The organism is Klebsiella sp. BDA134-6 (genome assembly GCF_015601345.1).
GTDB classification, from domain to species: domain Bacteria; phylum Pseudomonadota; class Gammaproteobacteria; order Enterobacterales; family Enterobacteriaceae; genus Klebsiella; species Klebsiella grimontii.
Map to the genome: position 1 here is coordinate 3606135 of NZ_CP064784.1, position 26803 is coordinate 3632937.

The following is a 26803-nucleotide window of genomic DNA, read 5'->3' on the forward strand; positions in this document are numbered from 1 at the left end:
CAACATACGCTTTATTTATGGTGACTTATCTCACAGGGTTCTGCGCCAGCACAGCCCCCGTCGGTTTACCATCTCCTGCTGCGCCTCATTTTTCTACAGAATAAAATTCTGTTTAAATCGTGGAATATCGCGTTTCAGATGGTGAAATCGCGAAGAAAAGAAAATGCGGATGGACGCAGTTTGCGACACCGTGTTCTATGCTTGTTAAGAGGTTTTCCGTACAGAGAGAACCATCAACAACGAGGGCGCGCTAATGGCTACGATTGATTCCATGAACAAGGACACAACCCGTTTAAGCGATGGACCCGACTGGACTTTTGAGCTGCTGGAGACCTATCTGGCAGAAGTCGACCGGGTGGCGAAGCTGTATCGTCTTGACACCTATCCGCACCAAATCGAAGTCATTACTTCTGAACAGATGATGGATGCCTACTCCAGCGTCGGGATGCCGATTAACTATCCGCACTGGTCGTTCGGTAAAAAATTCATTGAGACCGAACAGGCCTATAAGCACGGTCAACAGGGACTGGCCTATGAAATCGTCATTAACTCCAACCCCTGTATCGCCTATTTGATGGAAGAGAACACCATCACCATGCAAGCGCTGGTCATGGCGCACGCCTGTTACGGGCATAACTCGTTTTTCAAAAATAACTACCTCTTTCGCAGCTGGACCGACGCCAGTTCAATCATCGACTATCTCATCTTCGCGCGGAAATACATCACCGAATGTGAAGAGCGCTATGGCGTAGATGAAGTCGAGAAGCTGCTCGACTCCTGCCACGCCCTGATGAATTACGGCGTTGACCGCTATAAACGTCCGCAGAAAATCTCCCTGCAGGAGGAGAAGGCGCGGCAAAAAAGCCGGGAAGAGTATCTCCAGAGTCAGGTGAATATGCTGTGGCGCACCCTACCAAAGCGCGAAGAGGAAAGGACGATTGAGGCGGCGCGCCGCTATCCTTCAGAGCCGCAGGAAAATCTGCTCTATTTTATGGAGAAAAACGCGCCGCTGCTGGAACCCTGGCAGCGTGAAATCCTGCGCATCGTGCGCAAGGTCAGCCAGTATTTTTATCCGCAGAAGCAGACTCAGGTCATGAACGAAGGCTGGGCGACCTTCTGGCATTACACCATCCTTAATCATCTCTATGACGAAGGAAAAGTGACAGAGCGCTTTATGCTGGAGTTTCTGCACAGTCACACCAACGTAGTGTTCCAGCCGCCCTATAACAGCCAGTGGTACAGCGGCATTAACCCCTACGCGCTGGGTTTCGCCATGTTCCAGGATATCAAACGTATTTGTCAGTCGCCGACGGAAGAGGACCGATACTGGTTCCCGGATATTGCCGGTTCAGACTGGCTTGAAACCCTACACTTCGCGATGCGCGACTTCAAAGATGAGAGCTTTATCAGCCAGTTTCTGTCGCCGAAAATCATGCGTGATTTCCGCTTCTTTACCGTACTCGATGACGATCACAACAACTATCTGGAAATATCCGCTATTCATAATGAAGAGGGATATCGTGAGATTCGTTCGAAGCTTTCAGCGCAGTACAACCTGAGCAACCTCGAGCCGAATATTCAGGTATGGAACGTTGACCTGCGCGGCGACCGCTCGCTCACCCTGCGCTATGTGCCGCATAACCGCGTGCCGCTGGATAAAGGTCGTCGCGAGGTGCTTAAACACGTCCACCGCCTGTGGGGGTTTGACGTTCTTCTTGAGCAGCAAAACGCCGATGGTAGCGTTGAGCTGCTAGAACGCACGCCGCCGCGGCCCAATCCGCTGTAGCGCCTGACAAGCAAAACGCCCGGTGATAGCGCCGGGCGTTTTTTATTCATTGGCGGGTCTAGCGCATATTAATCGCCAGGTCACCCGGCAAATTCTTCTGCATACGGTGCCAGATCTCACCGCTGTCATGCCCGTAGCGGCGCACGATTTCATAAACCTGTTCATGAAGCTTTTCTTCACATACCTTCGCCAGCTGGTGATAGAAGCCGAGCGCCAGGCTACGCGCTTCCGGGTTGGCAAAATAGTGACGGCCAATCCGAGTGTATAAGCCTTTCATTCCATTGAGGATAAGGCCGTAAATGGGATTTCCTGAAGCAAAGGCCAGACCGCGGAAAATGTTATAATCGAGTTCAGCAAAAGCGTCGGCGTGATCTTCAATTTCACGCGCGCTCGCCAGAACTTCCAGCGCCTTGTCAGGATGCTGGCGGAAAGCGGTACGGATAAAAATCGTCGAAATATTGGTTCGTACGGACAGCAGATTATCAATCAACTGGGGTACGCTGTCATGATCGAGACGCGCCAGGGTTTCGAGAATATTCAGGCCTGAAGTTTCCCAGAAGTTGTTCACCTTGGTAGGCTTACCGTGCTGAATGGTTAACCAGCCATCGCGCGCCAGACGCTGCAACACTTCACGTAAGGTTGTACGGGTAACACCAATCAGTTCAGAAAGTTCACGTTCAGCGGGAAGAATTGAACCAGGAGGAAAGCGGTTATTCCAGATACTTTCAATGATGTACTCTTCAGCGAAACCCGCAGGGCTTTGCGCCTTAATGACCATAATAAGATTTCCATTACACAGCGTTGCTATTCGACTCATCATACCAGAGCGGCCATAAGGCAGATAGCGCCAGAAAGTAATTAAAAAGGGATCGCCGTTTCATTTTCAACTTTTCATTTCACACTATCTACGGCTAAAGAATGTGATGCGAAGAAAGTTGCGCCCTGTTTTGCGCAACTGGTAATCTTGCGTATAGTTACGCATAAAATCATGTTTCAGAATTTGGCGGAGAAAGGATGTCTGTCGTGGAAATGTCGTATGGCCGCGCCCTGTGGCGCAATTTTCTTGGTCAGTCCCCGGACTGGTACAAACTCACTCTTATCATTTTCTTAATCGTTAATCCGCTGGTCTTTTATCTTCATCCGTTTTTTGCCGGATGGCTGCTGGTTATCGAATTTATTTTCACCCTGGCGATGGCGCTCAAATGTTATCCGCTGCTGCCGGGCGGCCTGCTGGCAATCGAAGCTGTATTTATCGGGATGACCACGCCCGGGCATATTCGCGAAGAAGTTGCCGCTAATCTTGAAGTCCTGCTGCTGCTGATGTTTATGGTGGCGGGGATCTACTTCATGAAGCAACTGCTGCTGTTCATCTTCACCCGTTTGCTGCTTGGCATCCGCAGCAAAATGCTGCTGTCGCTGGCGTTTTGCATCGCGTCCGCTTTCCTCTCCGCCTTCCTCGACGCGCTGACCGTTGTCGCGGTCGTGATCAGCGTTGCCGTGGGTTTCTACGGTATTTATCACAAAGTCGCTTCGGCGCGGCCGGACGATGACAATATGCTCGACGACAGCCATATTGAGCAGCACTATCGCGATGTCCTGGAGCAGTTTCGCGGCTTCCTGCGCAGCCTGATGATGCACGCCGGGGTCGGCACCGCGCTCGGCGGCGTAATGACGATGGTCGGCGAACCGCAGAATCTCATTATCGCCAAAGCCGCGGGCTGGCACTTCGGCGAATTTTTCATGCGGATGCTGCCGATAAGCTTACCGGTGCTGCTCGGTGGCCTGCTCACCTGCATGATGCTTGAGAAATTCCGCCTGTTTGGCTACGGCGAACCGCTGCCGCCAACGGTGCGTAAAGTCCTCCAGGATTTTGACGATCGTAGCCGTCTGAGCCGCAGCCGTCAGGATCGCCTGCGTCTTATCGCCCAGGGGGTTATCGGCGTTTGGCTAATCATCGCCCTGGCGCTACACCTTGCGGAAGTCGGCCTGATTGGCCTGTCGGTTATCATTCTGGCGACCACGTTCTCCGGGGTCACCGATGAACACGCCATCGGCAAAGCGTTTACCGAAGCGCTACCGTTTACCGCGCTGCTGACGGTCTTTTTCGCCGTTGTGGCGGTGATTATCGATCAACACCTGTTTGCGCCGGTGATCGAATTTGTTCTCCAGGCCTCGCCGCACGCCCAGCTGTCGCTGTTTTACCTGTTTAACGGCCTGCTGTCGTCGATTTCGGATAACGTCTTCGTCGGCACCGTCTATATCAACGAGGTCAAGTCTGCGCTGGAGCAGGGAACCATCAGTTTGTCGCAGTTCGAGCTGCTGGCAGTCGCGATCAATACCGGCACCAACCTGCCATCGGTCGCCACGCCGAACGGTCAGGCCGCTTTTCTGTTCCTGCTGACTTCCGCGCTGGCCCCGCTGATTCGTCTCTCCTACGGCCGTATGGTGTGGATGGCGCTGCCGTATACCATCGTTCTGACCCTGGTCGGACTGGCATGCGTCGAGTTTACCTTGATGCCGGCTACCCAGTGGATGCTGGAGCATGGTTGGCTGGTGACGCCTCAGTTGCTCAAATAAAAAAGCAATGCCCGGATCAAAAACCCGGGTATTCTATATTCGCTTACGTAATATTTTCAGACTAGCTGCTGGCGTCGCTTCGGTTTTCGTTTACACTGCCATGATTTAGCATGTTCCAGGGAAATGATTATGTTGCGATATTTAAACCAGTGCTCAAGGGGACGCGGTGCCTGGCTCCTGATGGCGCTAACCGCGTTTATTCTTGAATTGGTTGCTTTGTGGTTCCAGCACGTCATGCTGCTGCAACCCTGCGTACTGTGTATTTACGAACGCTGTGCGCTATTTGGCATTATGGGGGCGGGCATTGTTGGCGCCATCGCGCCGAAATCGCCTCTGCGCTATGTGGCGATAATTATCTGGCTCTACAGCGCCGTGCGCGGACTGCAGCTAGCATGGGAACACACCATGATTCAGCTTCACCCTTCCCCCTTCCAGACCTGCGATTTCGCGGCCCGTTTCCCAACGTGGCTGCCGCTGGATAAATGGCTGCCTCAGGTCTTCGTCGCGACCGGCGACTGCTCCGTGCGCCAGTGGGAATTCCTGACGCTGGAAATGCCGCAGTGGCTGGTCGGCATCTTCGCCGCCTATCTGGTTGTCGGCGCGCTGGTGCTTATCGCTCAGCCGTTTAAACCTAAAAAACGCGATCTGTTCGGTCGCTAAAAACGATTGCTGATAAAACGCTCCTCCGGGAGCGTTTTTTTTTGCCCGCGCGTTGACGTCAGTTAGATAAAGATGCATATTAAATGCATCTTATAGATATCAACCAAGGAGCAAATCATGTCTCATCTGCATATTCCCGCTAGCTGGAAAGTAAAACGCTCCACGCCATTCTTTACCAAACAGACTGTCCCTGCCGCTCTATTGACGCATCACAACACCGCTGCGGGTGTTTTCGGCCAGCTTTGCGTGATGGAAGGCACGGTAACCTACTATGGTTTCGCCGATGAACAGGCGACAGAACCGGAGGCAAAAGTGGTGATCAACGCCGGGCAGTTCGCAACCAGCCCGCCGCAGTACTGGCACCGCATTGAGCTCAGCGACGACGCGCAGTTCAATATTAACTTTTGGGTTGCTGACGACACCGACGGTGAAAGCGGGCTGTTCCACGCGAAGAAAAACTAACTGAGCGCCTACTGCGCCCAGTCTGGTTTATTTAAAATATGATCCTGCCAGTCAACCACGGTGGCTTCTTTCACCGCAATATGGCGCACCGAGATGCGTTCGCCATGCATCGCCGCCTTCGAACCGGTTAACAGCGGGTGCCAGTGCGGCAGCGGTTGACCTTCCGCCAGCAGACGATAGGCGCAGGTCGGCGGCAGCCATTCAAACGTAGGCAGGTTGTCGCGGGTTAGCTTAATGCAGTCCGGTTCATATTCGAAACGGCGCTCATAGTTACGGCACTGGCAGGTTTTGATATTCAGCTGACGGCAGGCGACGTTGGTGAAATAGATTTCGTCGGTATCCTCATCCATCAGCTTATGCAGGCAGCACTGTCCGCAGCCGTCGCAAAGTGATTCCCACTCCGCATCGCTCATTTCATCCAGTGTTTTTTGTTGCCAGAAAGGTTGTTCGCTCATTGGGATGTCCGTCATTGCAATTCAGGGTGCACCTTATAACCAGTCTGGCACGCCGTTGCAAGTTTTGCCGCCCGGAGATGGCGGCAAGAGGTCGTTACAGTACGCGGGTGGTCAGCGATAAGCCGTTAAAACCCACTTCCAACTCGTCGCCGCTGGCGAGCGGCCCCACGCCTTCCGGGGTACCGGTCAGCACCACATCACCGGCTTTCAGGGTGAAGAAGCGCGACATATAGGCGATCAGCGGCACAATTTTATGAATCATATCTGCCGTGGTGCCCTGCTGGCGCACCTCGCCATTTACCTTCAGGCTCAGCGGCGTATTCTGCGCGTCGCCGTGAAAGTCGGCGGCGGGAATAAACCCGGAAATCGGACAGGCGTTATCAAACCCTTTCGCCTTTTCCCACGGCTGACCGGCCTTTTTCAGTTTACCCTGCAGATCGCGCAGGGTGAGGTCCAGCGCCACGCCATAGCCGGCAATGGCTTTGAGCACGTGATCTTCCGTCGCCTGACGCAGCGTGCCGCCAATCAGCACCGCCAGCTCAACTTCATGGTGCACCGAACCCAGGCCCTCAGGAAGCACCAACGGCTGGCGGATATCGCATAGCGCCGTCTCAGGTTTAATAAACAGCACCGGCTCTTCCGGCGTCGCACTGCCCATCTCCTTGATGTGTTTTGCATAGTTGCTGCCCACGCAAACCACTTTGCTTACCGGATAATCCAGTAGCGCACCCTGCCAGTTATGATGTTGGTACATTTTTTACCTCTGTGGGTTAATCAGATTTATTCCCCTGTTCCGCCAGGTGTTTCTTAAGTAAATTTTCAGATGGCGGAGGGAGTTGAAGGTAATAGCCCTGATCGGTCAGCGCCTGCTTCACTTTATCCAAATCGGCGTGGATGAGTTTTTTTCGTCCATCAAGCGGCAGAATCATTGCCAGTTTAGGCGTACCGAAGCTATACATTAATTCGTCAGGAACGCGTGAGAAATCGTCCTTTTTTTCGACATATAAATAGGTTTGTTCACGTTTAGTACTTCGATAGATCACACAAAACATAGTTTTACTCGGAATTAGACCTGCGGTCACTTGCCTCTATATATGAGTGACTATAACATGCCTTTTAGTCTTCGGAATATCACCGCACTTCAGCGAGTGATAAACAGCAAATTGAGTAAGGCCAGGATGTCAAATACGCCAATCGAACTTAAGGGCAGTAGCTTCACCTTATCTGTGGTTCATTTGCACGATGCAAATCCCGAGGTTATTCGTCAGGCGTTAGAAGACAAAATCGCCCAGGCTCCCGCCTTTTTACGTCATGCCCCCGTGGTAGTGAATATCAGCAGCATTGAAGATGACGTCGACTGGCGCCCTCTCCATGAAGCTATTGCGGCCACCGGGCTGCGTATTATGGGCGTAAGCGGATGTAAACTTCCTCGGTTGAAAACCGAAATTGACCGCGCCGGGATACCGTTATTAACCGAAGGGAAAGAAAAAACCACCCGTCAGGCCCCGCCAGAACCTGTCGCACCGCCGCCAGTTGTTAATCAGATCACAAAAACGCGTTTGATTGATCAGCCGGTACGTTCCGGTCAGCGTATTTATGCGCCACACTGTGATCTAATTGTTACAAACCATGTGAGTGCCGGGGCTGAACTTATTGCCGATGGTAATATCCATGTATATGGCATGATGCGGGGACGAGCGCTTGCCGGCGCTGGCGGCGACAGAGAAGCCCAAATATTTTGTACGAACCTCTCGGCGGAACTGGTTTCCATCGCCGGGGAATACTGGCTGAGTGATAACATTCCGGCCGAATTTTATGGCAAAGCGGCACGTCTACGTTTAGACGATAGCGCTTTGACGATTCAATCGTTGAATTAATCCCTTTTTAACAAGGAATTTCTATGGCACGCATTATTGTTGTGACTTCGGGTAAAGGAGGCGTTGGCAAGACCACCTCCAGCGCGGCCATCGCTACAGGTTTGGCCCAGAAGGGAAAGAAAACGGTCGTTATCGACTTCGACATCGGCCTGCGTAACCTTGACCTGATCATGGGCTGTGAACGCCGGGTCGTTTATGACTTCGTCAACGTCATCCAGGGCGATGCCACGCTGAACCAGGCGCTTATCAAAGACAAGCGCACGGAGAACCTCTATATCCTCCCGGCCTCCCAGACGCGTGACAAAGACGCCCTGACCCGTGAAGGCGTAGACAAAGTTCTCGAAGAACTGAAAAAAATGGATTTTGATTTTATCGTCTGTGACTCCCCTGCAGGCATCGAAACCGGTGCGCTGATGGCGTTGTACTTCGCTGATGAAGCCATTATCACCACCAACCCGGAAGTCTCCTCCGTTCGCGACTCCGACCGTATCCTCGGCATCCTGGCCTCTAAATCCCGCCGTGCGGAAAAAGGTGAAGATCCGATTAAAGAGCATCTGCTGCTGACCCGCTATAACCCAGGCCGCGTCAACAAAGGCGACATGCTGAGCATGGAAGACGTGCTGGAAATTCTGCGCATCAATCTGGTGGGCGTGATTCCGGAAGATCAGTCCGTCCTGCGCGCGTCTAACCAGGGCGAACCGGTTATTCTGGATGATACCTCGGACGCGGGCAAAGCCTATGCCGATACCGTTGAACGTCTGCTCGGAGAAGAACGTCCTTTCCGCTTCGTAGAAGAAGAGAAGAAAGGTTTCCTCAAACGCCTGTTCGGAGGATAAATTATGGCATTACTCGACTTTTTTCTCTCGCGGAAAAAGAACACGGCCAACATTGCGAAAGAGCGCCTGCAAATCATCGTCGCGGAGCGCCGTCGCGGCGACGCGGAACCGCACTATCTTCCGCAGCTGCGTAAAGACATTCTTGAAGTGATTTGCAAATATGTGCAAATCGACCCGGAGATGGTCAGCGTGCAGCTTGAGCAGAGAGACGGTGATATTTCGATTCTGGAGCTGAACGTGACCCTGCCGGAAACTGAAGAGTCGAAATCCTGAGCCTGTAAGCGTTAAAAAAACCGGCAACGCGATGCGTAGCCGGTTTTTTACTTTGCAGACTACACGCTAGCGCGGGTACTCGCTTAATAGCGCATTCAGGCGATCGGCCATTAATGCGCCGCGCCAGCCGGAAACCAGCTCAGGCTGCCCGTTGCCGCTTTTTAATCCCCAGTGCCAGTTCAGCAGCTGGTTAATCTGCCTTCTTGAGGCCAGCAGCTCGGCGCTGACACCTTTCTCGGCGCTCACGGTCTGCACAAGCGCTTTAATATCTTTAAACAGCTTGCGGTAGCCCGGCATATCGATCAGGTTCTGCAGCGGCTCAGGCAGCGCCTCTTCCGGCAGCGCCTGCGCTTTCTCGACGAGGCCGATCAGCGTCTTGCCGTGGAAACGAATTTCGCTGCCCGACAGTCCCAGGCTATCAAGTTCCCCCAGACTGCCAGGCATATAGCGCGCCACGTTCCACAAATGTTCTTCTCGAATGACAAAGTTGACGGCCAGGTCGCGCTCCCGCGCTTTACGCAAACGCCAGTCCGCCAGCAGCTGCAGGCAGCCCAGCTGGCGAGTCCGCAGCTGCCAGGCGTTACCGATATCGCGCCACGCCTCGGCAGGATCCTGCACCTCCTGGCGACGCTGCTGCATCAGCTGACACTCATCCAGCGCGGCGGAGAGCCAGCCTGCGCTGTCGGTTTCGGCCATCAGCTTTTCGGCAATCGGCAGCAGGTACCAGACATCGGCGGCGGCATAAATGCACTGGCGTTCGGTTAGCGGACGCGCCAGCCAGTCGGTACGGGATTCACTTTTATCCAGCGCCACGCCGGTAAACTCTTCCACCATCGACGCAAAGCCCCAGGACATCGGGCGACCGCAAAAGGCGGCCAGAATTTGCGTATCGATCAGCGGCTGCGGCATCAGATGAAAGGCATTAAGGAATACTTCCAGATCCTCGCTACCGGCGTGCAGAAATTTGGTCACGTCCTTATTCAGCAGCAGTTCGCGCATCGGTTCCCAGTCGGTGATGACCAGCGGGTCGATCAGCGAAACCTGGTTGCCGTCGAACAGCTGGAGCAGACCGAGCTGTGGGTAGTAGGTGCGAGTACGGACAAACTCCGTATCCAGCGCAATGGCGGAAACCGCGCTTGCCGCGTCACAGACGGCGCGAAGGCCATCGTTGGTGGTGATCATCTGATAGTTCAAATCATACTCTCTTAACTTGCGCCCATAAAAAACGCCGGCTTAGCCGGCGTCTGGCGATTCACTCTTAGCTCAGGCTTTATTGTCTACTTTAGCGCGGGCTTCGTCACGCAGTTCTCGACGTAAAATTTTCCCGACGTTAGATTTCGGCAGCTCATCGCGAAACTCCACCAGCTTCGGGACCTTGTAGCCGGTTAGCTGCCGACGGCAAAAGGTAATCAGCATCTCTTCCGTCAGCGTCGGGTCTTTCTTGACTACGAAAATTTTCACTGCTTCACCGCTACTGCCGGACGGCACACCTACCGCGGCCACTTCCTGTACCCCGGCGTGCTGCATTACCACATCTTCGATTTCATTCGGATAGACGTTAAAGCCCGAGACAAGAATCATATCTTTTTTGCGGTCGACGATGCGCAGGAAGCCCTCTTCATCCATCACCGCGATGTCGCCAGTATGCAGCCAGCCGTCCTTAATAATTTCCGCGGTGGCATCAGGACGCTGCCAGTATCCCAGCATCACCTGCGGCCCTTTCACGCACAGCTCCCCCGGCTCCCCCGGCGGCACTTCATTATCGTCGTCATCCACCAGCTTCGCTTCGGTGGAGGGCACCGGCAGGCCGATGCTGCCGCTGTGATAGTCAATATCGTGCGGGTTGACGCTCACCAGCGGCGCACACTCGGTCAGGCCATAGCCTTCAAGCAGATACTGCCCGGTCAGCTTAACCCAGCGTTCGGCCACCACCTGCTGCACCGGCATGCCGCCGCCGGCGGAGAGATGCAGGGAGGAGAAGTCGAGCTGCTGAAACTCTTTGTTATTGAGCAGCGCGTTAAACAGGGTGTTGACCCCGGTCATCGCGGTAAAGGGATATTTCGCCAGCTCTTTGACCAGGCCCGGAATGTCGCGCGGGTTGGTGATCAGCAGGTTCTGCCCGCCCAGCTCGATAAACAGCAGGCAGTTCATGGTCAGCGCAAAAATGTGATACAGCGGGAGCGCGGTAACGACCAGCTCTTTGCCGCGATGCAGCAGCGGTCCGTAGGTGCCGTTGACCTGTTCAAGGTTCGCCAGCATATTGCGATGCGTCAGCATCGCCCCCTTCGCCACGCCGGTTGTTCCGCCGGTATACTGGAGAAAGGCGAGATCCTGAGAGACGATTTCCGGCTTGATGTACTGCATACGGTAGCCGTGCTGCAGCGCGCTGCGAAACGAAATGGCGTCCGGCAGATGGTATTTTGGCACCAGCCGTTTGATGTACTTCACCACAAAGTTAACCAGAGTGCCTTTCGCCGGGGAAAGCTGATCGCCCATACGGGTTAAAATCACGTGCTTAACCTGGGTTTTATCGACCACCTTTTCCAGGGTATGCGCGAAGTTAGAGACAATCACGATGGCGGCGGCGCCGCTGTCGTTGAGCTGGTGCTCCAGTTCGCGTGGGGTGTAGAGCGGATTGACGTTCACCACAATCATCCCCGCGCGCAGGATACCAAACAGCGCCACCGGATATTGCAACAGGTTCGGCATCATGAGGGCGACGCGGTCGCCTTTTTGCAGGCCCAACCCTTCCTGAAGGTAAGCGGCAAACGCCCGGCTGCGCTCCTCCAGCTTACGGTAGGTCATCACCTCGCCCATATTGATAAATGCCGGTTGGTCGGCATAGCGGCGCACGGCGTGTTCAAACAGTTCAACCAGGGATTGATAGCGGTCAGGGTTTATCTCCGCAGGAACGTCCGCGGGATAACGGTTTAGCCAAACCTTTTTCACTGCATCACCTCTGAAATAGTTATTCGTCGTCATCACAGCCCCTGATCAACAAACATTCTGTTAACATTATATTAACTCAGCGTACCAGTTTATTAATTAGGCGTTGTACAGGTTGCGAAGCGCGTCACTATTTATTTTTCTTATTTGACTGAAAACGAAGAAACAGCGGACCAGCCGCTGTTTCTTTTTGCTTACAATATCTACAAAATCATTCTGTTACGACGTTTCTGACTTCGGCAGGGCCCGGGTTATACCAGCCCCAGCCGCCGTAACCGTAGCCCCAAGGCCGCGGGCCGAACATCCACGGGTCCATCATTGGCTGCGGGGGCATGACCACCTGCTGCACAACGTTCCAGCGCTTGTAGCCGGTCGCATTCATCAGCATGAATTTATAGGGCGTATTCCCCACTTTGCCGTCGACGACGCCGACGATGGGGCCAACCACGGTGACCAGTTGCCCACGAAAATCCACCGGGTCGATAAAGCCGTTCACGTCGGCAAAAATACGCCCACGCGACGGTTCGCCCAGCTCCGGGCGCGCGGCGCCGTCGAGCGGAACGGTGGCAATTTCCAGGCGGGTTTTACCCTGCTGGTTCTGCACGCTAACCACCTTGCCGCCAAAACGCGCTTCCTGACCGACATACAGCTGCGGCGCGTTCATCACCCGGACTAAATCCTGCTGCGGCGTCGGAGTGGTGCCCTTTATGGCATCCGGTACCGAAGCGCACCCGCTCAGCGCAGCGACCACTGCCGCCGCGACTAACCAACGCACTACCCTTTTTTGACCCGCCATGACGCGACCCCTTCCTTCTTCTCAGACTTATAGTTACTGAGATTCACTCGCGGCCAGGAAGTTTCTTCCACGCCACTTCATTACGTAAATAAACCGGTTCAGCGTGTTCGACGGCCACGGTTTTTCCCGCCGTAAACAGGTGGCAGGCCAGCGGCAGCATATCCTGCGCTTCAGGCAGCTGAATAGCGCCATCGGCGAGCGTTAAACCGCAGCCGTTAGCCAGATCCGGCCACGCCTGCCAGCCGGTGCCAACGGTGGCCCACTCGCCTTCCAGCTGCTGCAGACGCTCGCGAACCGCTTCCGGCTTAAGCACCGCTTCACTCTCTTCGCCGTGCCAGACGCCCTGCTCATCGCGCTGATATTCCGCCCAGTAGACCTCGCCCATTCTGGCGTCGATGGCCGCCAGTACGCGGGTTGCGCCGGTTTTGCGCCACGCGCCCTGCGCCATGGTTGCCAACGTGGACACGCCGATCATCGGCAGCTCGGCTCCCAGCGCCAGCCCCTGGGCGATACCGATACCGATACGCACGCCGGTGAAGCTCCCCGGCCCGCGGCCAAAGGCCAGCGCGTCAAGGTCGGTTAATTGCGTGCCGCTTTCATTGAGGACCTCCTGCACCAGAGGCAGGATACGTTGGGTATGTTCACGGGGGCAGATTTCAAAATGAGCACTGAGGGTGCCATCATTCCACAGCGCCGCGGAGCAGGCCTCCGTGGCGGTATCGATAGCTAAAATTCGCATGGGTTGTCGCGCTCTCGCTCTAGCAGATTGACAAAATGGCGCGCAGCTTACCACATTTTGCGTCGGATTACCTCGCCGGCGGCACCGCAAGAAAGCGTACCGCCCGGCGGATGTCGCGCGTGCGCGGCGCGGGCGGCAGGCTGGCGAGGAAGGTCGCACCGTAGGGACGCATCACCAGACGGTTGTCGCAGATAACCAGTACCCCACGATCGGTAACATCGCGGATCAGACGCCCCACGCCCTGTTTAAGTGTAATCACCGCGTCCGGGAGTTGCACCTCATCAAAGGGATCGCCGCCGCGCAGACGGCAATCCTCCATCCGCGCTTTGAGTAGCGGATCGTCCGGCGAGGTGAACGGCAGTTTGTCGATAATCACCAGCGAGAGGGCATCGCCGCGCACGTCCACGCCTTCCCAGAAGCTGCTGGTCGCCACCAGCAGCGCATTTCCGGCGCTGACGAACTGCTGTAAAAGCTGACCTTTACTGGTTTCCCCCTGCAGCAGCACCGGCAGGGTCATGGTGGCGCGAAACTGCTCCGCCAGATCGCGCATCATGGCGTGGGAAGTGCACAGCATAAAGCAGCGCCCGTCGTTGGCCTCAATCAGCGGTTTGAGCATCGCTGCCAGATGCCGCGCCGCGCCGGGTTGGTTGGGTAACGGCAGATTTCGCGGCACGCACAGCAGCGCCTGATGGGCATAATCAAAGGGGCTGGGCAGCAGCAGCGTTTGCGCTTCGCCGATGCCCAGGCGATCGGTGAAATGACGTAAATCGTCATTGACCGAGAGCGTCGCCGAGGTAAAGATCCAGCTTCCCGATTTTTGCGCCATCACCTCTTTAAATTTATCCGCCACCGTCAGCGGGGTCAGCGCCAGGGTGAAGGTACGTGAAGTACACTCATACCAGTAGCTAAAGCCCGGCTGGCTGGTCTCTTTTAGCCGCTTCAGGCGGCCGCGATAAAGGGTTGCCCGCTCAAAGGCGGCATCAAGCAGCGCCGAGCGGCCCAGCGACAGCTTTGCCACGTCGTAACAGAGTTCGAGCGCATCATCAAGCAGCAGCAGCGCGCGCTGAATGTTGTGGTCAGCCAGTAGTTCGCGCAGATTGCCGCGATAGCCTGGTTCCCCCAGCTGCAGGCGAAAATCCTGCGCGCTCTGGGCCAGTCGGTCGGCGCACTTCTGCAGCTGCTGGGTGTCTTTGAGCTCGGTACGATAAGCAATCGTGATATCTTTCGCCAGGTCCAGCAGCTGGCGGCTGGAGAGCGATTGCCCAAAGTACTGGCTGGCGATATCCGGTAGCTGATGCGCTTCGTCGAAGATCATCACTTCCGCTTCGGGAATCAGCTCGGCAAAGCCGCTCTCTTTGACCACCATATCGGCGAGGAACAAATGATGGTTGACGACGACCACGTCGGCATCCATCGCCTTTTTCCGCGCCTTAACTACAAAACAGTCTTTATATAACGGGCAGTCGCTGCCGAGGCAGTTGTCGTTGGTGCTGGTGACCAGCGGCCAGGCCTGGGAATCTTCGGCGACGCTAACGCAGGTGCTGATATCGCCATCGACGGTTTGGTTAGACCATGAACGCAGCAGAATAACGTCGCTGAGGGTTTGCACCGGCAGGTCTCCCCCGGCAAGGGCCTGCTGCTCCAGACGCTCAAGGCACAGGTAGTTCGACCGCCCTTTCAGCAGGGCCAGCTTGCCGGTGTACTTCAGCGCTTTGGCGACGGTCGGCAAATCGCGACTGTAGAGCTGATCCTGTAGCGCTTTCGAGCCGGTGGAGATAATGACTTTCTTGTTGGCGCGCAGCGCCGGCGCCAGGTAGGCGTAGGTTTTCCCGGTCCCAGTGCCCGCTTCAACCACCAGCGGACGGGTTTCTTCAATCGCGCTGGCGACGGCAAAAGCCATCTGGCGCTGCGGCTCGCGCGGTTTAAATCCCGCAATCGCGCTGGCCAGCTGGCCGTCTGCTGCAAAATCGTCGATCACATTACCCCCTGGTTATTTGGACAGTGATTATGTCAGGGTGGAGGGGTTTTCGCCAGTGCGGGTAGTGACGCAGGTGCAACATTGTGGCAGTCTTGCCGCAGCTTAATGAACCGGAACAAAGAGGAAATAAACATGACCATTACGCGTATTGATGCCGAAGCCCGCTGGTCTGATGTGGTGATCCACAACCAGACGCTGTACTACACCGGCGTGCCGTCCAACCTGGATGCCGACGCCTGCGCGCAAACCGCCGATACCCTGGCGCAGATTGACGCGGTGCTGGAGAAACAGGGCAGCAGCAAGTCGCGTATTCTTGATGCGACGATTTTCCTTGCCGATGGCGCAGACTTTGCGGCGATGAACCAGGCGTGGGATGCGTGGGTCGTCGCCGGTCATGCCCCGGTGCGCTGTACGGTACAGGCGAAGCTGATGAATCCTAAGTACAAAGTCGAGATTAAAATCATCGCCGCAGTGTAAGACAGCCGTGGCCCCGTAGCCCGGGCAAGCGTAGCGCCGCCCGGGAAGAAGCCGCGCCAAAGCCGCTATCCGGCGCATTCCCCGGATAGCGGCGTAAACGCCTTTTACTACGGGCTACATACCAGCCAGGCCGACCAGCCACGGCGCCGTCAGGAGGCAAGAAGCATTGTTCTATCAGCCCGGACACCACATGAGCTGTTCCTTCAGCTGCAGCGTCTCCTGCGGCACACATTTCAGCGCTTCACGATAGCTGGCAGATTGTTTTGCGTAGCCCCTCACTGACTGCAGCAGCACGCGCAGCGCGCTATCCCACACGATTCCCTGCAGGTCGCTGTAGGGCCAGAGATCCGGTTCCCGAATAAACGGCACCAGGTAATCGATCCCCTGCTTCACGCCTCGCCCATCGCGGATGGCGTTCCAACGGTCAAACTCGACGTGCTCGGCATAGCGGTTGAGCAGCAGATGCGCTTCCAGGTTAAACAGCGAGTAGTGGAAAGGGATAGTACGTTCGAGCTCCATGGTCTGTTTGCCATCCTGATCAATCTGCGCCGCCATCCGCTGGGTGATCCCCTGCTCGATGATCCGCGCCGCCAGCCCTTTATCGCCATAGAAAAGCGCGTTAACCGTCCGCTGGGCGTCGTACCAGGTGCCGTGGTTGTTGTGCCAGACGTACTCTGAGTGGCCAATGTCGCTGTAGTACATCCAGTGGTTAAAATCGCGGAACCACTGGTGCAGGCCGATTATATCGTCGGTATCAAGCACACTCGCCGTGTTAATCAAACCGATGGTGTCCACCACCATCCACATTAAGCGGGTGTCAATCAGCCCGGTGCCGCGGCCGGAAACAATCCCCGGGATTGCCTGGCCATAGTTCAGATGCGGATTCATTCGCGTGTCGGCATCGAGGAACCAGCAGCGGATCTGCGCGGCCGCCGCCTGCGCGTACTGGCGCTGGCCGGTGAAGTACCACGCCAGTCCCAGGGTCAGACACCGTTCGCACATGCGGATAATGCGCGAGGTGTCGGTATCGTTGTTCTCACACTGCGGATTAATATGCCCGTCGCGGCGAATATAGGGTAACCCGTTGGGACGCCGCGGGTTTGGCCACCAGTAGGTCCCCAGACTGTAGTAATCGTGCGCATCGCCGCTCGCCGGGCGCAGTTTTTTGTGCACCACGCTTTCCGGCGCTTCACGGCGCAGAATGTCAGCCTCCGACACCAGCTTGCTCAGCGCCAGCTGCAGCGGCGAAAACGGCTGTTTTAAGCCCGCCCGGGCGTTTTCCAGGCAGGTTTCATCAAGGGTGTACAGCTTCATCGCCACCTTAATTTACCTCCCGGCACGCTATGCGTTGACCGCTTTGCGCATCGAACAGGTGCACGCCCGAGAGTTTCGGCTGTAGCCAGATCTTATCCCCCTCTTTTACTGCCAGACGCTGTTTGAACACCGAGGTAAACGCCCCGCCGCCGGTATCGCAGAACAGCTGCATATCCGAACCGGTGTTCTCCACCGCCGTCACCGTCGCCGCCAGCGCATCGTCGCGCGCTTCATGGACCACGTTGACCTGCTCGGGGCGAATGGCGTACACCACCTGCTGGCCGTCAATCACCCGTAAACCCGCAGGCAACGCCAGCAGCGAGCCATCTTTCAGACGCAAGCTGGTCGCGTTGCCGTTCAGCACAACCTCGCCGGGAAGCTGGTTAATCTCCGGCGAACCGATAAATCCGGCCACGAACAGATTCGCCGGCCGGTCGTACAGCTCCAGCGGGGTACCCGCCTGTTCAATTCGCCCATCGCGCAGGACGACGATCATCTGTCCCATGGTCATGGCCTCAATCTGATCGTGGGTAACGTACACCGAGGTGGTTTTCAGTCGACGATGCAGTTCGCGGATCTCGCCGCGCACCTGGGTACGTAGCTTGGCGTCCAGGTTGGAGAGCGGTTCATCGAATAAAAACACCTGCGGCTTACGCACGATCGCCCGCCCCATCGCCACGCGCTGGCGCTGGCCGCCGGAGAGATCTTTGGGCAGGCGCTCCAGTAGCGGCTCCAGCCCCAGTAGCGCCGCCGCTTCATTAACCTTCTGATTGATCTCCGCTTTTGGCAGTTTAGCCATCTTCAGGGCAAAGCCCATATTTTCACGCACCGTCATCTGCGGGTAGAGCGCATAGCTCTGGAACACCATCGCAATGTCGCGTAGCTTCGGCTCCACTTCCGTGACGTTACGCTCGTTGATGTGCACGTCCCCGCCGGAGATCTCCTCCAGTCCGGCGATCATGCGCAGTAGCGTGGACTTTCCGCAGCCGCTGGGCCCCACAAGGACGCAGAACTCGCCGTCCGGGATTGTCAACGACACGTCTTTAATCACGTGCGCATCACCATACGATTTACGGACGCTATTCAGTACAACAGATCCCATCGGTAACTCCTTATCCTTTGACCGCGCCGGACATAATCCCGCGATTGAAATGTTTTTGCAGACCCAGGTAGACGATGATGCTGGGCAGCATCGCCAGCAGCGTTATAGCGATAAAAATGTTCGGCGTGATGCTCTCATCGGTACGCAGCGTACCAAGGATCACCGGAATGGTATTCAGGCTGTCCTGGTTGACCACGATCAGCGGCAGCAGGTACTGGTCCCAAATCATAATAAAGCCGAAGGTCACCACCGTTCCGAGCGCCGGTTTCACCAGCGGCAGGATGACGTGGAAGAAAATCTGCCACTCGTTAGCGCCATCAATCCGCGCCGCCTCCTCCAGCTCTTTCGGAATCGCCGACATAAATTCAGTCAGGACAAAGATAGAAAACGCCCAGCCGACAACCGGTAAAATCATCCCGAGGTAGCTGTTGTACAGCGAGGCGTCGATGAACGGCAGCCGCCAGTTAATAATCATGTACAGCGGAATGGCGATAACCTCTTCCGGCAGCATCATGGTGGACAAAATCACCAGGCTCACCAGCGCCACGCCGCGAAACTTCTTACGCGCCAGCGCATAGGCCGCCAGCGCGCTGACCGACACCTGCAGAACGGTGCCGAAGAACACCACCAGAATGGAGTTCAGCAGATACTGCCAGACGCCAATATCCATCCACGCAAAGATGAAGTTTTCAAATGAGAACTGATTCGGCCAGGCCAGCAGTTCGCCCGGTTTCACCGGCGCACCGCTGAATGCCGTGGCGACGATGCCCCAGAACGGACCGACAAAGACAATCAGCAGCAGCGCGTAGATGCACCAGCGTCCTGCGGTATCCCAACGTTTACTTAACATCGCGGCTCCTTAGTAACGGGCGATACGTTTTTTCAGCGTCAGATGACAAATGGTTAACAACACCGTGAAGGTGAACAGCAGAAACGACACCGCCGAAGCGTAGCCATAGTCAAACTGCTCAAAACCCAATTTATAGATGTGGGTCATGACCATTTCCGTGGCGTTAGACGGTCCCCCGCCGGTGGTGGCATACACCTCGGCAAACACGCGAAAACCACGAATAAAGGAGAGCATCAGCACCACCGAGAGCGCCGGGATCATGCCAGGCAGCGTGACGTAGCGCAGGCGGTTCCACCAGCTGGCGCCGTCGACGTTCGCCGCATCGTATAAATCGCGGCTGATCCCCGCCAGGCCGGCAATAAAAATCACCATGTTGTAAGGCACCGCCTTCCAGATATGCAGCAGCATGATGACCCCCAGCGCCTGATCGGAGCTAGCAAGAAAGCCCTGGTCGGCGACGCCAAACCAGCTCAGGATGTGGTTAACCACGCCGTTGGGCGTTGGGTTGAATAAAATTCGCCACATTTCGGCGACGATCGCTGCGCTGGTGACCGCGGGTAAAAAGATGGCGGTGCGAATAAAACGCAGATGGCGCGCCGGGCCTTCCAGCAACATGGCGAGAAAAAAGGCCAGGATAGCCGCGGCGAACATCGTTACCACAACGTACAGCAGCGTGTTCACCACCGCCGCGTGCAGCTCGGCGTCGGCAAAAGCGCGGGTGAAGTTATCCAGCCCTACCCACTCGTTCGGCTGATTAAAGTTGACTTTGTAAAAGCTCATCACCAGACCCTGAATCATCGGGATAAACTTAAACCAGCTGAAAATAATTAGCGCAGGCGCTAAAAACAGCCACGGGATCAGCGCCCGCTTACGCTTTGCGCTCAGCCATCCGGCCGAGTCAGGCGAAGCGGCCTGCTTTATCGGCGAGGACTTCGTCTCATGCAGCGTCATAACCTATGTCCTCAGTTAGCCAGCACATTTTGTTTTTTCAGCTCAGCGTTCACCTTGCCGTCGAGCGTCTTCAGCTCAGCGGCAATATCGCTGCCGCAGTCGGCAAAAATGCGGTTAAAGCCTTCGGCTGCCACCTGACGTACCGGCGTCCAGTTGGGAATTTGCGGTACGTAGCGCCCCTGTTCATTGTAAAGTCGGGCGAAAGTCTCCCAGCGCGCGTCCTGATAAACGGCTTTGACGTCGACGTTCTTATTCACCGGCAGGCGCACCACCGGTATATGCTGGCTGCCTTTACCCATGCCGATTTCCTGACCTTCCGGGGAGATCATAAATTCGATAAATTGACGCGCCGCCTCTTTCTGTACACTGCTCTTCATCATAAAGACCGTGGTGCCCTCGGCGAGGGTGGCCTCACCTTTCGGCCCCACCACCGGAATCACTTCAAAGTTGTCTTTACCAGGGTCTTTATCGAACAGCGCGATATGGTACGGGCCGCTGAAGAACATGCCGCTTTGCCCGGAGCGGAAGGAGGGAATAACGTCGGCGGTAGTGGCGTTAATCGCACCCGGCTGCGTGACTTTGTCGCACATCATAGTGCGCATAAAGTTCATCGCCTGAGCCACTTCCGGCGTATTGAGCGAGGCGCTGAATTTTCCGCTGCGTTCCGTCACGAAATCACCGCCCGCCTGCCAGATAAAGCTGCTCATAAACCAGCTGGCGTAGCCGCGCGTCGTGGAGGCGGGAACGATAAATCCGTAGGTATCATTTTTACCGTTGCCATCGGGATCCTGGGTGGTGAAGGCTTTTGCCAGGGCCTGAATATCATCCCAGCTCTTCGGCTGCGGCAGCCCCAGTTTTTCCCGCCAGTCTTTGCGCACAAACAGGGCGAAAGTTTGCGCGGAGGTCGGTACGCCATAGTATTTACCGTCGATATAGCGGGTACTCTTCCATGCCGTCTGGAATAGCTGGTCGCCGCCCGCGATCGCCTGCGGGTCAATTTCTTCAGCAATACCCAACTGGATAAACTGCCCCAGCGACGCCGCATCGTTAAAAATCAGATCGGGTAAGGCGTTTCCCGCCGTAGCGCGCGCCAGTCGCTGTTCAAAGTCGGTAGTGGCGTTGAAATACTCAATTTTGATACCGGTTTTTTCTTCAAACTTTTCCGCCTCTTGTTTGTAGATATTCTTCGAGTCATTGCTGGCGCGGATCCAGACGTTGAGCGTAGTCGCGGCGTAGCTTTGGCTAACGCCGAGCCCGAGCGCGGTAAGAAGTAACAATGAACGCAATTTATTGGCAGACATGATGGCATATCCTTTATTGTAGGGCACAAAGGTAATTAAATTCTCAATTAATACATAAAAAGAAATTTGAATATCGCTCAGGCGTTAATACAGCTGACGCAAGAAATATTTCCATTCATTAGATAGAAATGTATTTCCCAATACAACCATGCAAAAAAGAAATTGCGTTTCAAAAATCAGAAAATTGAGACAGATCACACCAAAAAGTGACAATAAAAGTGACCAAAAATAAATAATAACAAAAATCAACAACTTATAAATTTACCGTTTTTGTTAAAAAAATCAAAAAGTATAGAAAAATGGCAAAATACGTGATGCACACTGCATTAATAGCGTCATTATTTATCCAGGGCGTTAAACTTGAAGGAGGTCACAAAAAAAATCACTTTGTCTTTTACACTGCTCGCCATCGAATATTTAAATATATTGTTTTTAATTACACCGCCTGTTTTGCGCGTCCTTTAAATACGCGTCAGGTATAATTTTTTTGTTATCTTTTCTCATATTTGCAGAAGGGTTATCACGATGAACTCAATACCTCGCCGAGGTTTGTTAGGCATTGCGCTGTTTTGTTCCGGCCTGAGCGCCTCCTCATATGCCGCTGAGCCGTACACGCTAGACGGAAAGGATTTAGCCTTCAGCCGCCAGCAGATTGCCGCGAAAGACCCGCTATTTGTTCAGGCGCAAGCGGCTCTGCTAAAAAAAGCCGACCTGGCGCTCAAACATCCGCTGTTCTCGGTGATGGATAAAACGCTGGTCGCCGCCAGCGGCAACAAGCACGACTACTACAGTTTTCCACCTTACTGGTGGCCAAACCCTGATACCCAGGACGGGCTTCCCTATATCCGCAAAGATGGGCAAACCAACCCTGACGCCAATAGCGACGCTACCGATAAGAACCGGCTGGTGAAGATGAGTAACGACGTGTCAACGCTGGCGCTGGCGTGGTACTTCTCTCACGACGATCGCTACGCGCAAAAAGCGGCGGCGCAGTTAAAGCGCTGGTTTCTCGATCCCAAAACGCGCATGAACCCCAACCTGCAGCATGCCCAGGCCATTCCCGGTATTAATACCGGACGCGGTATCGGCATTATTGATAGCCGCGCGCTGGTTGACGTCGTTGACGCGATCGCCCTGCTGCAATCCTCAGCTGCGCTGAACGATAACGACGTTAGCGCTTTAAAGCAGTGGTTTGGTGACTATTACCACTGGATGACCACCAGCCAGAACGGCTTTGAAGAAGAGAACTGGCATAACAATCACGGCAGCTATTTTGATATGCAGGCCGCCGCCTTCGCCCTGTTCAGCGGTAAAATCGACGAGGCGAAAAAGCGCCTGTACATCACCCAGCTGCGGCGTATTGCGGGACAATTTGATATTGAAGGCCGCCAGATGGCCGAACTGGAACGCACGCGTCCGTGGCACTACAGCAATTTCAACCTCGAAGCCTACAACCGCCTCGGGCGACTGGGCGAAAAAGCGGGCGTCGATATCTGGAACTTCACCCTCGACGACCATAGCCTGCGCAAAGGCTATCAGTACATCGCCGGGTTTATTAACAGTGATACGCCATGGCCCTGGAAAGACCTCGATAAAATGGATGACAAGAAAGCGCTGCGCAATATCGCCACCGCCGCGCACGCCTGGCCGGAAGATCCGCTGTTCCGTGACAAAGCGCAGTGGCTGCGGGCGAAGTATCCCGACGATATCACGACGCTCATCGCCCCGCTTTCCGCATCGTCAGAGGTCAGGGATAACCGCTAATGAAACAATTTTCTGGGCTCTGGCCCGACATTGTCGGACGCGCAGCCGCGAATAGCGGACTGCTTGAGCGGCTGGTGAAAGATGCGCAGCCGGTACTTCAGGCAGCGGTTCGCATTCCGCAGTCAGGCATCGCCAGCTGGAATCTCTACTACTTTTGTCCGCGCCACGGCGTACGCCTGACGTGGCGGGCGGATACGCCCCACCAGCATGCCTGCCCGGTCGATGGGGAACTATTTAGCGGCGAACCGTGGGACGGCGCCTGGTGGCGCGAGATGAATGGCCGAAACGCCAGCGCCTGTCAGCAGCTTGGCCTGCTTTGGCGGCTGACCGGCGAAACAGCGTATCGCGATAAAGTTCGCACGCTGCTGATGGGTTACGCGGATGTCTATCCCGGCTATGAGATTCACGGCGATATTCCCAACAACGGACCGGGAAAGATGAACGCCCAGACGCTGTGCGAAGCCAACTGCATTCTGGAAATGGCGCTGGGTTATGACTTTATTCGCGACAGCCTGACGCCCGGCGAGCAGCGGCATATCAGTGAAAACCTGCTGCGCTGTGCGGCCACGTTTTTGCGCGACCATCGTAGTCCGCAGATCCATAACCATGAGGTCAAAATCAGCGCGGCGCTTGGCGTACTGGGTTTCGTCCTCGAAGATGAAACCCTGCTGGAGTTTGCCGTTAACCAGCCGTATGGCCTGCGCTGGCAGCTGGAAAACGGCCTGCTGGCGGAAGGGATCTGGTTTGAAGGTTCGATTCACTACCACTATTACGCGCTGCAGGGTTTTTTTGCCTTCGAAAAGCTGGCGCGCGGCAGCCGCTGGAGCCTGCTGGACGGTCCCTGGTATCAGGCGATGCTGAAGTTCCCACTGTCGCTGCTGCTGCCGGACGGCACTTTCCCCCGGCTTAATGACTGCCTCGCCGGGCAGGAGAAACTCCATCACCGGGATCTGTACGAGTTCGCCTGGTTTATCTGGCGTGACCCGCAGTACGCCGCGGTCCTGCAGTTTACCGAAACGGCACCCGATGAGCGTGAAACCCTGCTATGGCGCGAACGGCCTCTGCCGGAATCCCGCCTGCCGCTCATCCCACGGCAGTCGCTGTTTGCGCCGGGCGCGGGTCTGACGCTATGGCGACGGCCGCAGCAGGCGCTGCTGATTAAGCACAGTCCCTGGGGCGGCGAGCACGACCATTACGACCGGCTGGGGCTGATGCTCTGGCATCGCGACGGCTGGCTGCTCACGGATATGGGCACCACAGGATACGGCGCGAAAATGCACTACGACTATTACAAAAACAGCGCCACCCACAATACGCTTTGCGTTAATCAGAGCAACCAGCCTCCGGCCAACCCGCAGGTGCTGGGCTGGCATATGGATGACGACTTTCTGTGGCTGGATAGCGAGGTTGATTGGGGCAAACCGCCGCCGGAGCTCAACAGCCATAGCCGCGTCGAGTGGGACGATACGGCCTGGCGGGACGTGCGCTTCCGCCGTCGCCTGCTGTGGCTTGAAGATGTGCTGATCGATCTGTCCTCCGTGGAGAACCCGCATCGCCAGCAGCTCGACTGGACGCTGCATCTGGCGGCACAGGCGCTGGACCAGAGCGGCTTGGCCCAACCTTTTTCGCTCAGCGGGCCGCTGCGGCGAATGACCGAAGCAACCGTGACGCCGCTGAACGGCTGTCAGCCGCGCCACTTTGCGCGCGGCGGCGATACCGTTGCGCTCTGGCTATCCGGTGATGGTGAACTCTGGCAAGGGCTGGCGCCCGATAACCCGGCGATTCGCAATCTTAGCTATCTGGTAATACGTAATCACCTGCCGCAGGCGCGTTTTGTGTGTCTGTGGGATCTGGCAAACAGCGCGCCGCTGACGGAAGTGAACGTGCATCATACGCCAGTCGGTACGCAAATTACCTTCTGGCGCGGCGATCGCGTGACGCACGTGACGCTATACGACGAGCCAGGAAAACGACCTGATGCGATCCTTCCGCTCGCGGAAAGCGGCGTCTCACCTCAGTACGCAGAGTAATTTACTCGTCTTCATCCTCAAAGCGCGCCACAATCCGATCGCCGGTATGTGAGGCGCGCAGTTCATCTGCCACCAAAGCGATGGCCTGGCCGCTGCTCATGCCCTGCGACATCAGCTCCTGAATTCGTTCAACTGCTTTTTGCTGTTGCTCGTGGCTCAGCGAAGGTAAACCTGCAAACATCACTTACTCCTGCTACATTGTGGGGCGTAATTATTTCACGCCGTCCTCTCGTATACCAGCGGGCGGTCACGATCAGGATTAATGAAGACCATGTTGTCCCCCGCTATGATTTCCCTGCCCTGGCGTCCGGATGCCGCTGAATACTATTTTAGCCCATTAAGTTCACAGCCCTGGGCGATGCTGCTGCACTCCGGTTTTGCCGAACATCCGCATAATCGTTTTGACATTGTTGTCGCCCAGCCGCGCGCAACGCTGGTGACTCGCGGCGATATGACCGTCATAAACGAAGGGGAAACCCTCTCAACCTCTGCCGCCGATCCGCTCACCCTCGTGCATCAACAGCTGGCGCGCTTTAAGCTGCAGCCGCACGCTCATCCGCAGTTGCCGTTTCTCGGCGGGGCGCTGGGGCTGTTCGGTTACGATCTGGGTCGCCGCTTTGAAAATCTGCCGACGCAGGCCGAGGCGGATATCGATCTGCCGGATATGGCGGTAGGCATTTATGATTGGGCGTTAATCGTCGATCATCAGCGCCGGGAAGTGTCGTTATTCAGCTATGACGACCCGCAGGCGCGGCTGACGTGGCTGGAAGCGCAGGCTGAGCCTGCCGCTGCTCCCTTTGCCCTCACCTCAGGGTGGCGCTCAAATATGAGCCGCGCGGAGTATGGCAAGAAGTTTCGCCAGGTTCAGGCTTATCTGCACAGCGGCGACTGCTATCAGGTTAACCTGGCGCAGCGGTTTACGGCGAGCTATCGCGGGGATGAGTGGCAGGCCTTCCGTCAGCTAAACCGCGTCAATCGCGCACCGTTCAGCGCCTTTATTCGCCTCCAGGAGGGCGCCATATTAAGCCTGTCGCCCGAGCGTTTTATTCAGCTCCGGCAAGGCGAAATTCAAACCCGGCCCATTAAGGGGACGTTGCCCAGGCTGGCCGATCCTGAGCAGGATGCGTTGCAGGCGCAAAAGCTGGCGAACTCAGCAAAAGACCGCGCCGAAAACCTGATGATCGTCGATTTAATGCGTAACGATATTGGCCGGGTTGCTGTCCCCGGTAGCGTTCGCGTTCCTGAGCTGTTTGTGGTGGAGCCCTTCCCTGCCGTGCATCATCTGGTGAGCACCGTGGCCGCCCGATTGCCCGCTGATCTGCACGCCGCCGACCTGCTGCGCGCGGCCTTTCCCGGCGGCTCAATCACCGGCGCGCCGAAGGTCAGAGCGATGGAAATCATCGATGAACTGGAGCCGCAGCGGCGCAATGCGTGGTGCGGCAGCATCGGATATCTCAGCTTCTGCGGCAATATGGATACCAGCATTACCATCCGTACGCTGACGGCCTGCCAGGGGCGGATCTACTGCTCCGCCGGCGGCGGAATTGTGGCCGATAGCGAAGAGGCGGCGGAATATCAGGAAACTTTTGATAAAGTTAATCGTATTCTGCATCAACTGGAGAGCTAGCA

26 protein-coding genes are annotated in these 26803 nt (G+C 55.9%); 11 read left to right on the top strand and 15 right to left on the bottom strand.

The annotated features are described in order from the left end of the window. Positions 1-253: 253 nt before the first annotated feature. Positions 254-1786 carry a SpoVR family protein gene (locus IYV58_RS16625; RefSeq protein WP_004121961.1) on the top strand — a complete coding sequence of 511 codons (1533 nt, stop codon included), beginning with the start codon at positions 254-256 and terminating at the stop codon, positions 1784-1786. Between the two features lie 58 nt (positions 1787-1844). Here IYV58_RS16625 and fadR read toward each other — a convergent pair whose 3' ends face one another. Further along, positions 1845-2564 (bottom strand): fatty acid metabolism transcriptional regulator FadR, encoded by a 720-nt coding sequence (gene fadR / locus IYV58_RS16630; RefSeq protein WP_004121962.1) that lies wholly within the window; start codon positions 2562-2564, stop codon positions 1845-1847. Positions 2565-2809: 245 nt separating this feature from the next. Here fadR and nhaB point away from each other — a divergent pair, with 245 nt between their 5' ends. The 3 genes from nhaB to IYV58_RS16645 all read left to right on the top strand — a co-directional run bounded on the left by nhaB (position 2810) and on the right by IYV58_RS16645 (position 5485). Then, positions 2810-4363 (top strand): sodium/proton antiporter NhaB, encoded by a 1554-nt coding sequence (nhaB, locus tag IYV58_RS16635; protein ID WP_032742139.1) that lies wholly within the window; start codon positions 2810-2812, stop codon positions 4361-4363. 129 nt (positions 4364-4492) lie between these two features. After that, positions 4493-5023 carry a disulfide bond formation protein DsbB gene (dsbB, locus tag IYV58_RS16640; protein WP_004121964.1) on the top strand — a complete coding sequence of 177 codons (531 nt, stop codon included), beginning with the start codon at positions 4493-4495 and terminating at the stop codon, positions 5021-5023. Between the two features lie 117 nt (positions 5024-5140). Continuing rightward, positions 5141-5485: a TehB family protein gene (locus tag IYV58_RS16645; RefSeq protein WP_195729148.1), complete on the top strand. Its 345-nt coding sequence runs from the start codon at positions 5141-5143 to the stop codon at positions 5483-5485. Positions 5486-5493: 8 nt separating this feature from the next. Here the strand turns inward: IYV58_RS16645 and IYV58_RS16650 are convergent, their stop codons facing one another. From IYV58_RS16650 to IYV58_RS16660, 3 genes are all read right to left on the bottom strand, one after another. Next, the gene (locus tag IYV58_RS16650) at positions 5494-5940 is read right to left on the bottom strand and encodes a YcgN family cysteine cluster protein (RefSeq protein ID WP_004121966.1); all 447 of its coding nucleotides are present in this window, start codon (positions 5938-5940) and stop codon (positions 5494-5496) included. A gap of 94 nt (positions 5941-6034) precedes the next feature. Further along, positions 6035-6694: a fumarylacetoacetate hydrolase family protein gene (locus IYV58_RS16655; RefSeq protein WP_087828986.1), complete on the bottom strand. Its 660-nt coding sequence runs from the start codon at positions 6692-6694 to the stop codon at positions 6035-6037. A gap of 16 nt (positions 6695-6710) precedes the next feature. Next, positions 6711-6992 carry a YcgL domain-containing protein gene (locus IYV58_RS16660; RefSeq protein WP_004121968.1) on the bottom strand — a complete coding sequence of 94 codons (282 nt, stop codon included), beginning with the start codon at positions 6990-6992 and terminating at the stop codon, positions 6711-6713. 126 nt (positions 6993-7118) lie between these two features. On the opposite strand from IYV58_RS16660, the gene minC reads away from it, so the two are divergent. The 3 genes from minC to minE are packed head-to-tail and all read left to right on the top strand — an operon-like array spanning position 7119 to position 8926. Continuing rightward, the gene (minC, locus tag IYV58_RS16665) at positions 7119-7817 is read left to right on the top strand and encodes a septum site-determining protein MinC (protein WP_004121969.1); all 699 of its coding nucleotides are present in this window, start codon (positions 7119-7121) and stop codon (positions 7815-7817) included. 23 nt (positions 7818-7840) lie between these two features. Next, entirely contained in the window at positions 7841-8653 is an 813-nt protein-coding gene (gene minD / locus IYV58_RS16670; RefSeq protein WP_004121970.1) for a septum site-determining protein MinD, read from the top strand. A gap of 3 nt (positions 8654-8656) precedes the next feature. Continuing rightward, a complete protein-coding gene (minE, locus tag IYV58_RS16675) occupies positions 8657-8926 on the top strand; it encodes a cell division topological specificity factor MinE (protein ID WP_002910902.1) in 270 nt (89 codons plus the stop codon). A gap of 66 nt (positions 8927-8992) precedes the next feature. Here minE and rnd read toward each other — a convergent pair whose 3' ends face one another. From rnd to IYV58_RS16700, 5 genes are all read right to left on the bottom strand, one after another. After that, on the bottom strand, positions 8993-10108 hold the full coding sequence (gene rnd / locus IYV58_RS16680; RefSeq protein WP_004121971.1) for a ribonuclease D: 1116 nt from the start codon (positions 10106-10108) through the stop codon (positions 8993-8995). A gap of 81 nt (positions 10109-10189) precedes the next feature. Further along, the gene (gene fadD / locus IYV58_RS16685; RefSeq protein WP_087828987.1) at positions 10190-11875 is read right to left on the bottom strand and encodes a long-chain-fatty-acid--CoA ligase FadD; all 1686 of its coding nucleotides are present in this window, start codon (positions 11873-11875) and stop codon (positions 10190-10192) included. A 208-nt stretch (positions 11876-12083) separates the two neighbouring features. Next, positions 12084-12668 (bottom strand): Slp family lipoprotein, encoded by a 585-nt coding sequence (locus tag IYV58_RS16690; protein WP_004121973.1) that lies wholly within the window; start codon positions 12666-12668, stop codon positions 12084-12086. Positions 12669-12711: 43 nt separating this feature from the next. Further along, complete coding sequence (gene tsaB, locus IYV58_RS16695; protein ID WP_004121974.1) at positions 12712-13407, bottom strand: tRNA (adenosine(37)-N6)-threonylcarbamoyltransferase complex dimerization subunit type 1 TsaB; 696 nt, start codon at positions 13405-13407, stop codon at positions 12712-12714. Positions 13408-13474: 67 nt separating this feature from the next. Next, a complete protein-coding gene (locus tag IYV58_RS16700; protein ID WP_087828988.1) occupies positions 13475-15385 on the bottom strand; it encodes an ATP-dependent DNA helicase in 1911 nt (636 codons plus the stop codon). 132 nt (positions 15386-15517) lie between these two features. Between IYV58_RS16700 and IYV58_RS16705 the strand changes: the two genes are divergently transcribed. Further along, the gene (locus IYV58_RS16705; protein WP_004113724.1) at positions 15518-15862 is read left to right on the top strand and encodes a RidA family protein; all 345 of its coding nucleotides are present in this window, start codon (positions 15518-15520) and stop codon (positions 15860-15862) included. A gap of 174 nt (positions 15863-16036) precedes the next feature. On the opposite strand, the gene IYV58_RS16710 is transcribed toward IYV58_RS16705, so the two are convergent. Genes IYV58_RS16710 through IYV58_RS16730 form a run of 5 tightly spaced genes read right to left on the bottom strand, consistent with a single transcriptional unit; the run spans position 16037 to position 21380 of the window. Next, positions 16037-17176 (bottom strand): alginate lyase family protein, encoded by a 1140-nt coding sequence (locus tag IYV58_RS16710; RefSeq protein ID WP_004121977.1) that lies wholly within the window; start codon positions 17174-17176, stop codon positions 16037-16039. 7 nt (positions 17177-17183) lie between these two features. Next, positions 17184-18278, bottom strand: coding sequence for an ABC transporter ATP-binding protein (locus tag IYV58_RS16715; protein ID WP_004121978.1), 1095 nt, complete (start codon positions 18276-18278; stop codon positions 17184-17186). A gap of 10 nt (positions 18279-18288) precedes the next feature. Next, positions 18289-19128, bottom strand: a complete 840-nt coding sequence (locus IYV58_RS16720; RefSeq protein ID WP_004121979.1) for a carbohydrate ABC transporter permease — start codon at positions 19126-19128, stop codon at positions 18289-18291. A 9-nt stretch (positions 19129-19137) separates the two neighbouring features. Further along, entirely contained in the window at positions 19138-20079 is a 942-nt protein-coding gene (locus tag IYV58_RS16725) for a carbohydrate ABC transporter permease (protein WP_004121980.1), read from the bottom strand. 11 nt (positions 20080-20090) lie between these two features. Continuing rightward, positions 20091-21380, bottom strand: coding sequence for an ABC transporter substrate-binding protein (locus tag IYV58_RS16730; RefSeq protein WP_049114342.1), 1290 nt, complete (start codon positions 21378-21380; stop codon positions 20091-20093). A gap of 525 nt (positions 21381-21905) precedes the next feature. Between IYV58_RS16730 and IYV58_RS16735 the strand changes: the two genes are divergently transcribed. Next, on the top strand, positions 21906-23144 hold the full coding sequence (locus tag IYV58_RS16735) for an alginate lyase family protein (protein WP_112166198.1): 1239 nt from the start codon (positions 21906-21908) through the stop codon (positions 23142-23144). After that, the gene (locus IYV58_RS16740; protein WP_112166200.1) at positions 23144-25174 is read left to right on the top strand and encodes a heparinase II/III domain-containing protein; all 2031 of its coding nucleotides are present in this window, start codon (positions 23144-23146) and stop codon (positions 25172-25174) included. The genes IYV58_RS16735 and IYV58_RS16740 overlap by 1 nt, the downstream gene beginning before the upstream one ends. 1 nt (position 25175) lies before the next feature. Here IYV58_RS16740 and IYV58_RS16745 read toward each other — a convergent pair whose 3' ends face one another. Continuing rightward, the gene (locus IYV58_RS16745) at positions 25176-25355 is read right to left on the bottom strand and encodes a YoaH family protein (protein ID WP_004103292.1); all 180 of its coding nucleotides are present in this window, start codon (positions 25353-25355) and stop codon (positions 25176-25178) included. A gap of 90 nt (positions 25356-25445) precedes the next feature. On the opposite strand from IYV58_RS16745, the gene pabB reads away from it, so the two are divergent. Further along, complete coding sequence (pabB, locus tag IYV58_RS16750; protein WP_195729149.1) at positions 25446-26801, top strand: aminodeoxychorismate synthase component 1; 1356 nt, start codon at positions 25446-25448, stop codon at positions 26799-26801. Positions 26802-26803 lie beyond the last annotated feature (2 nt).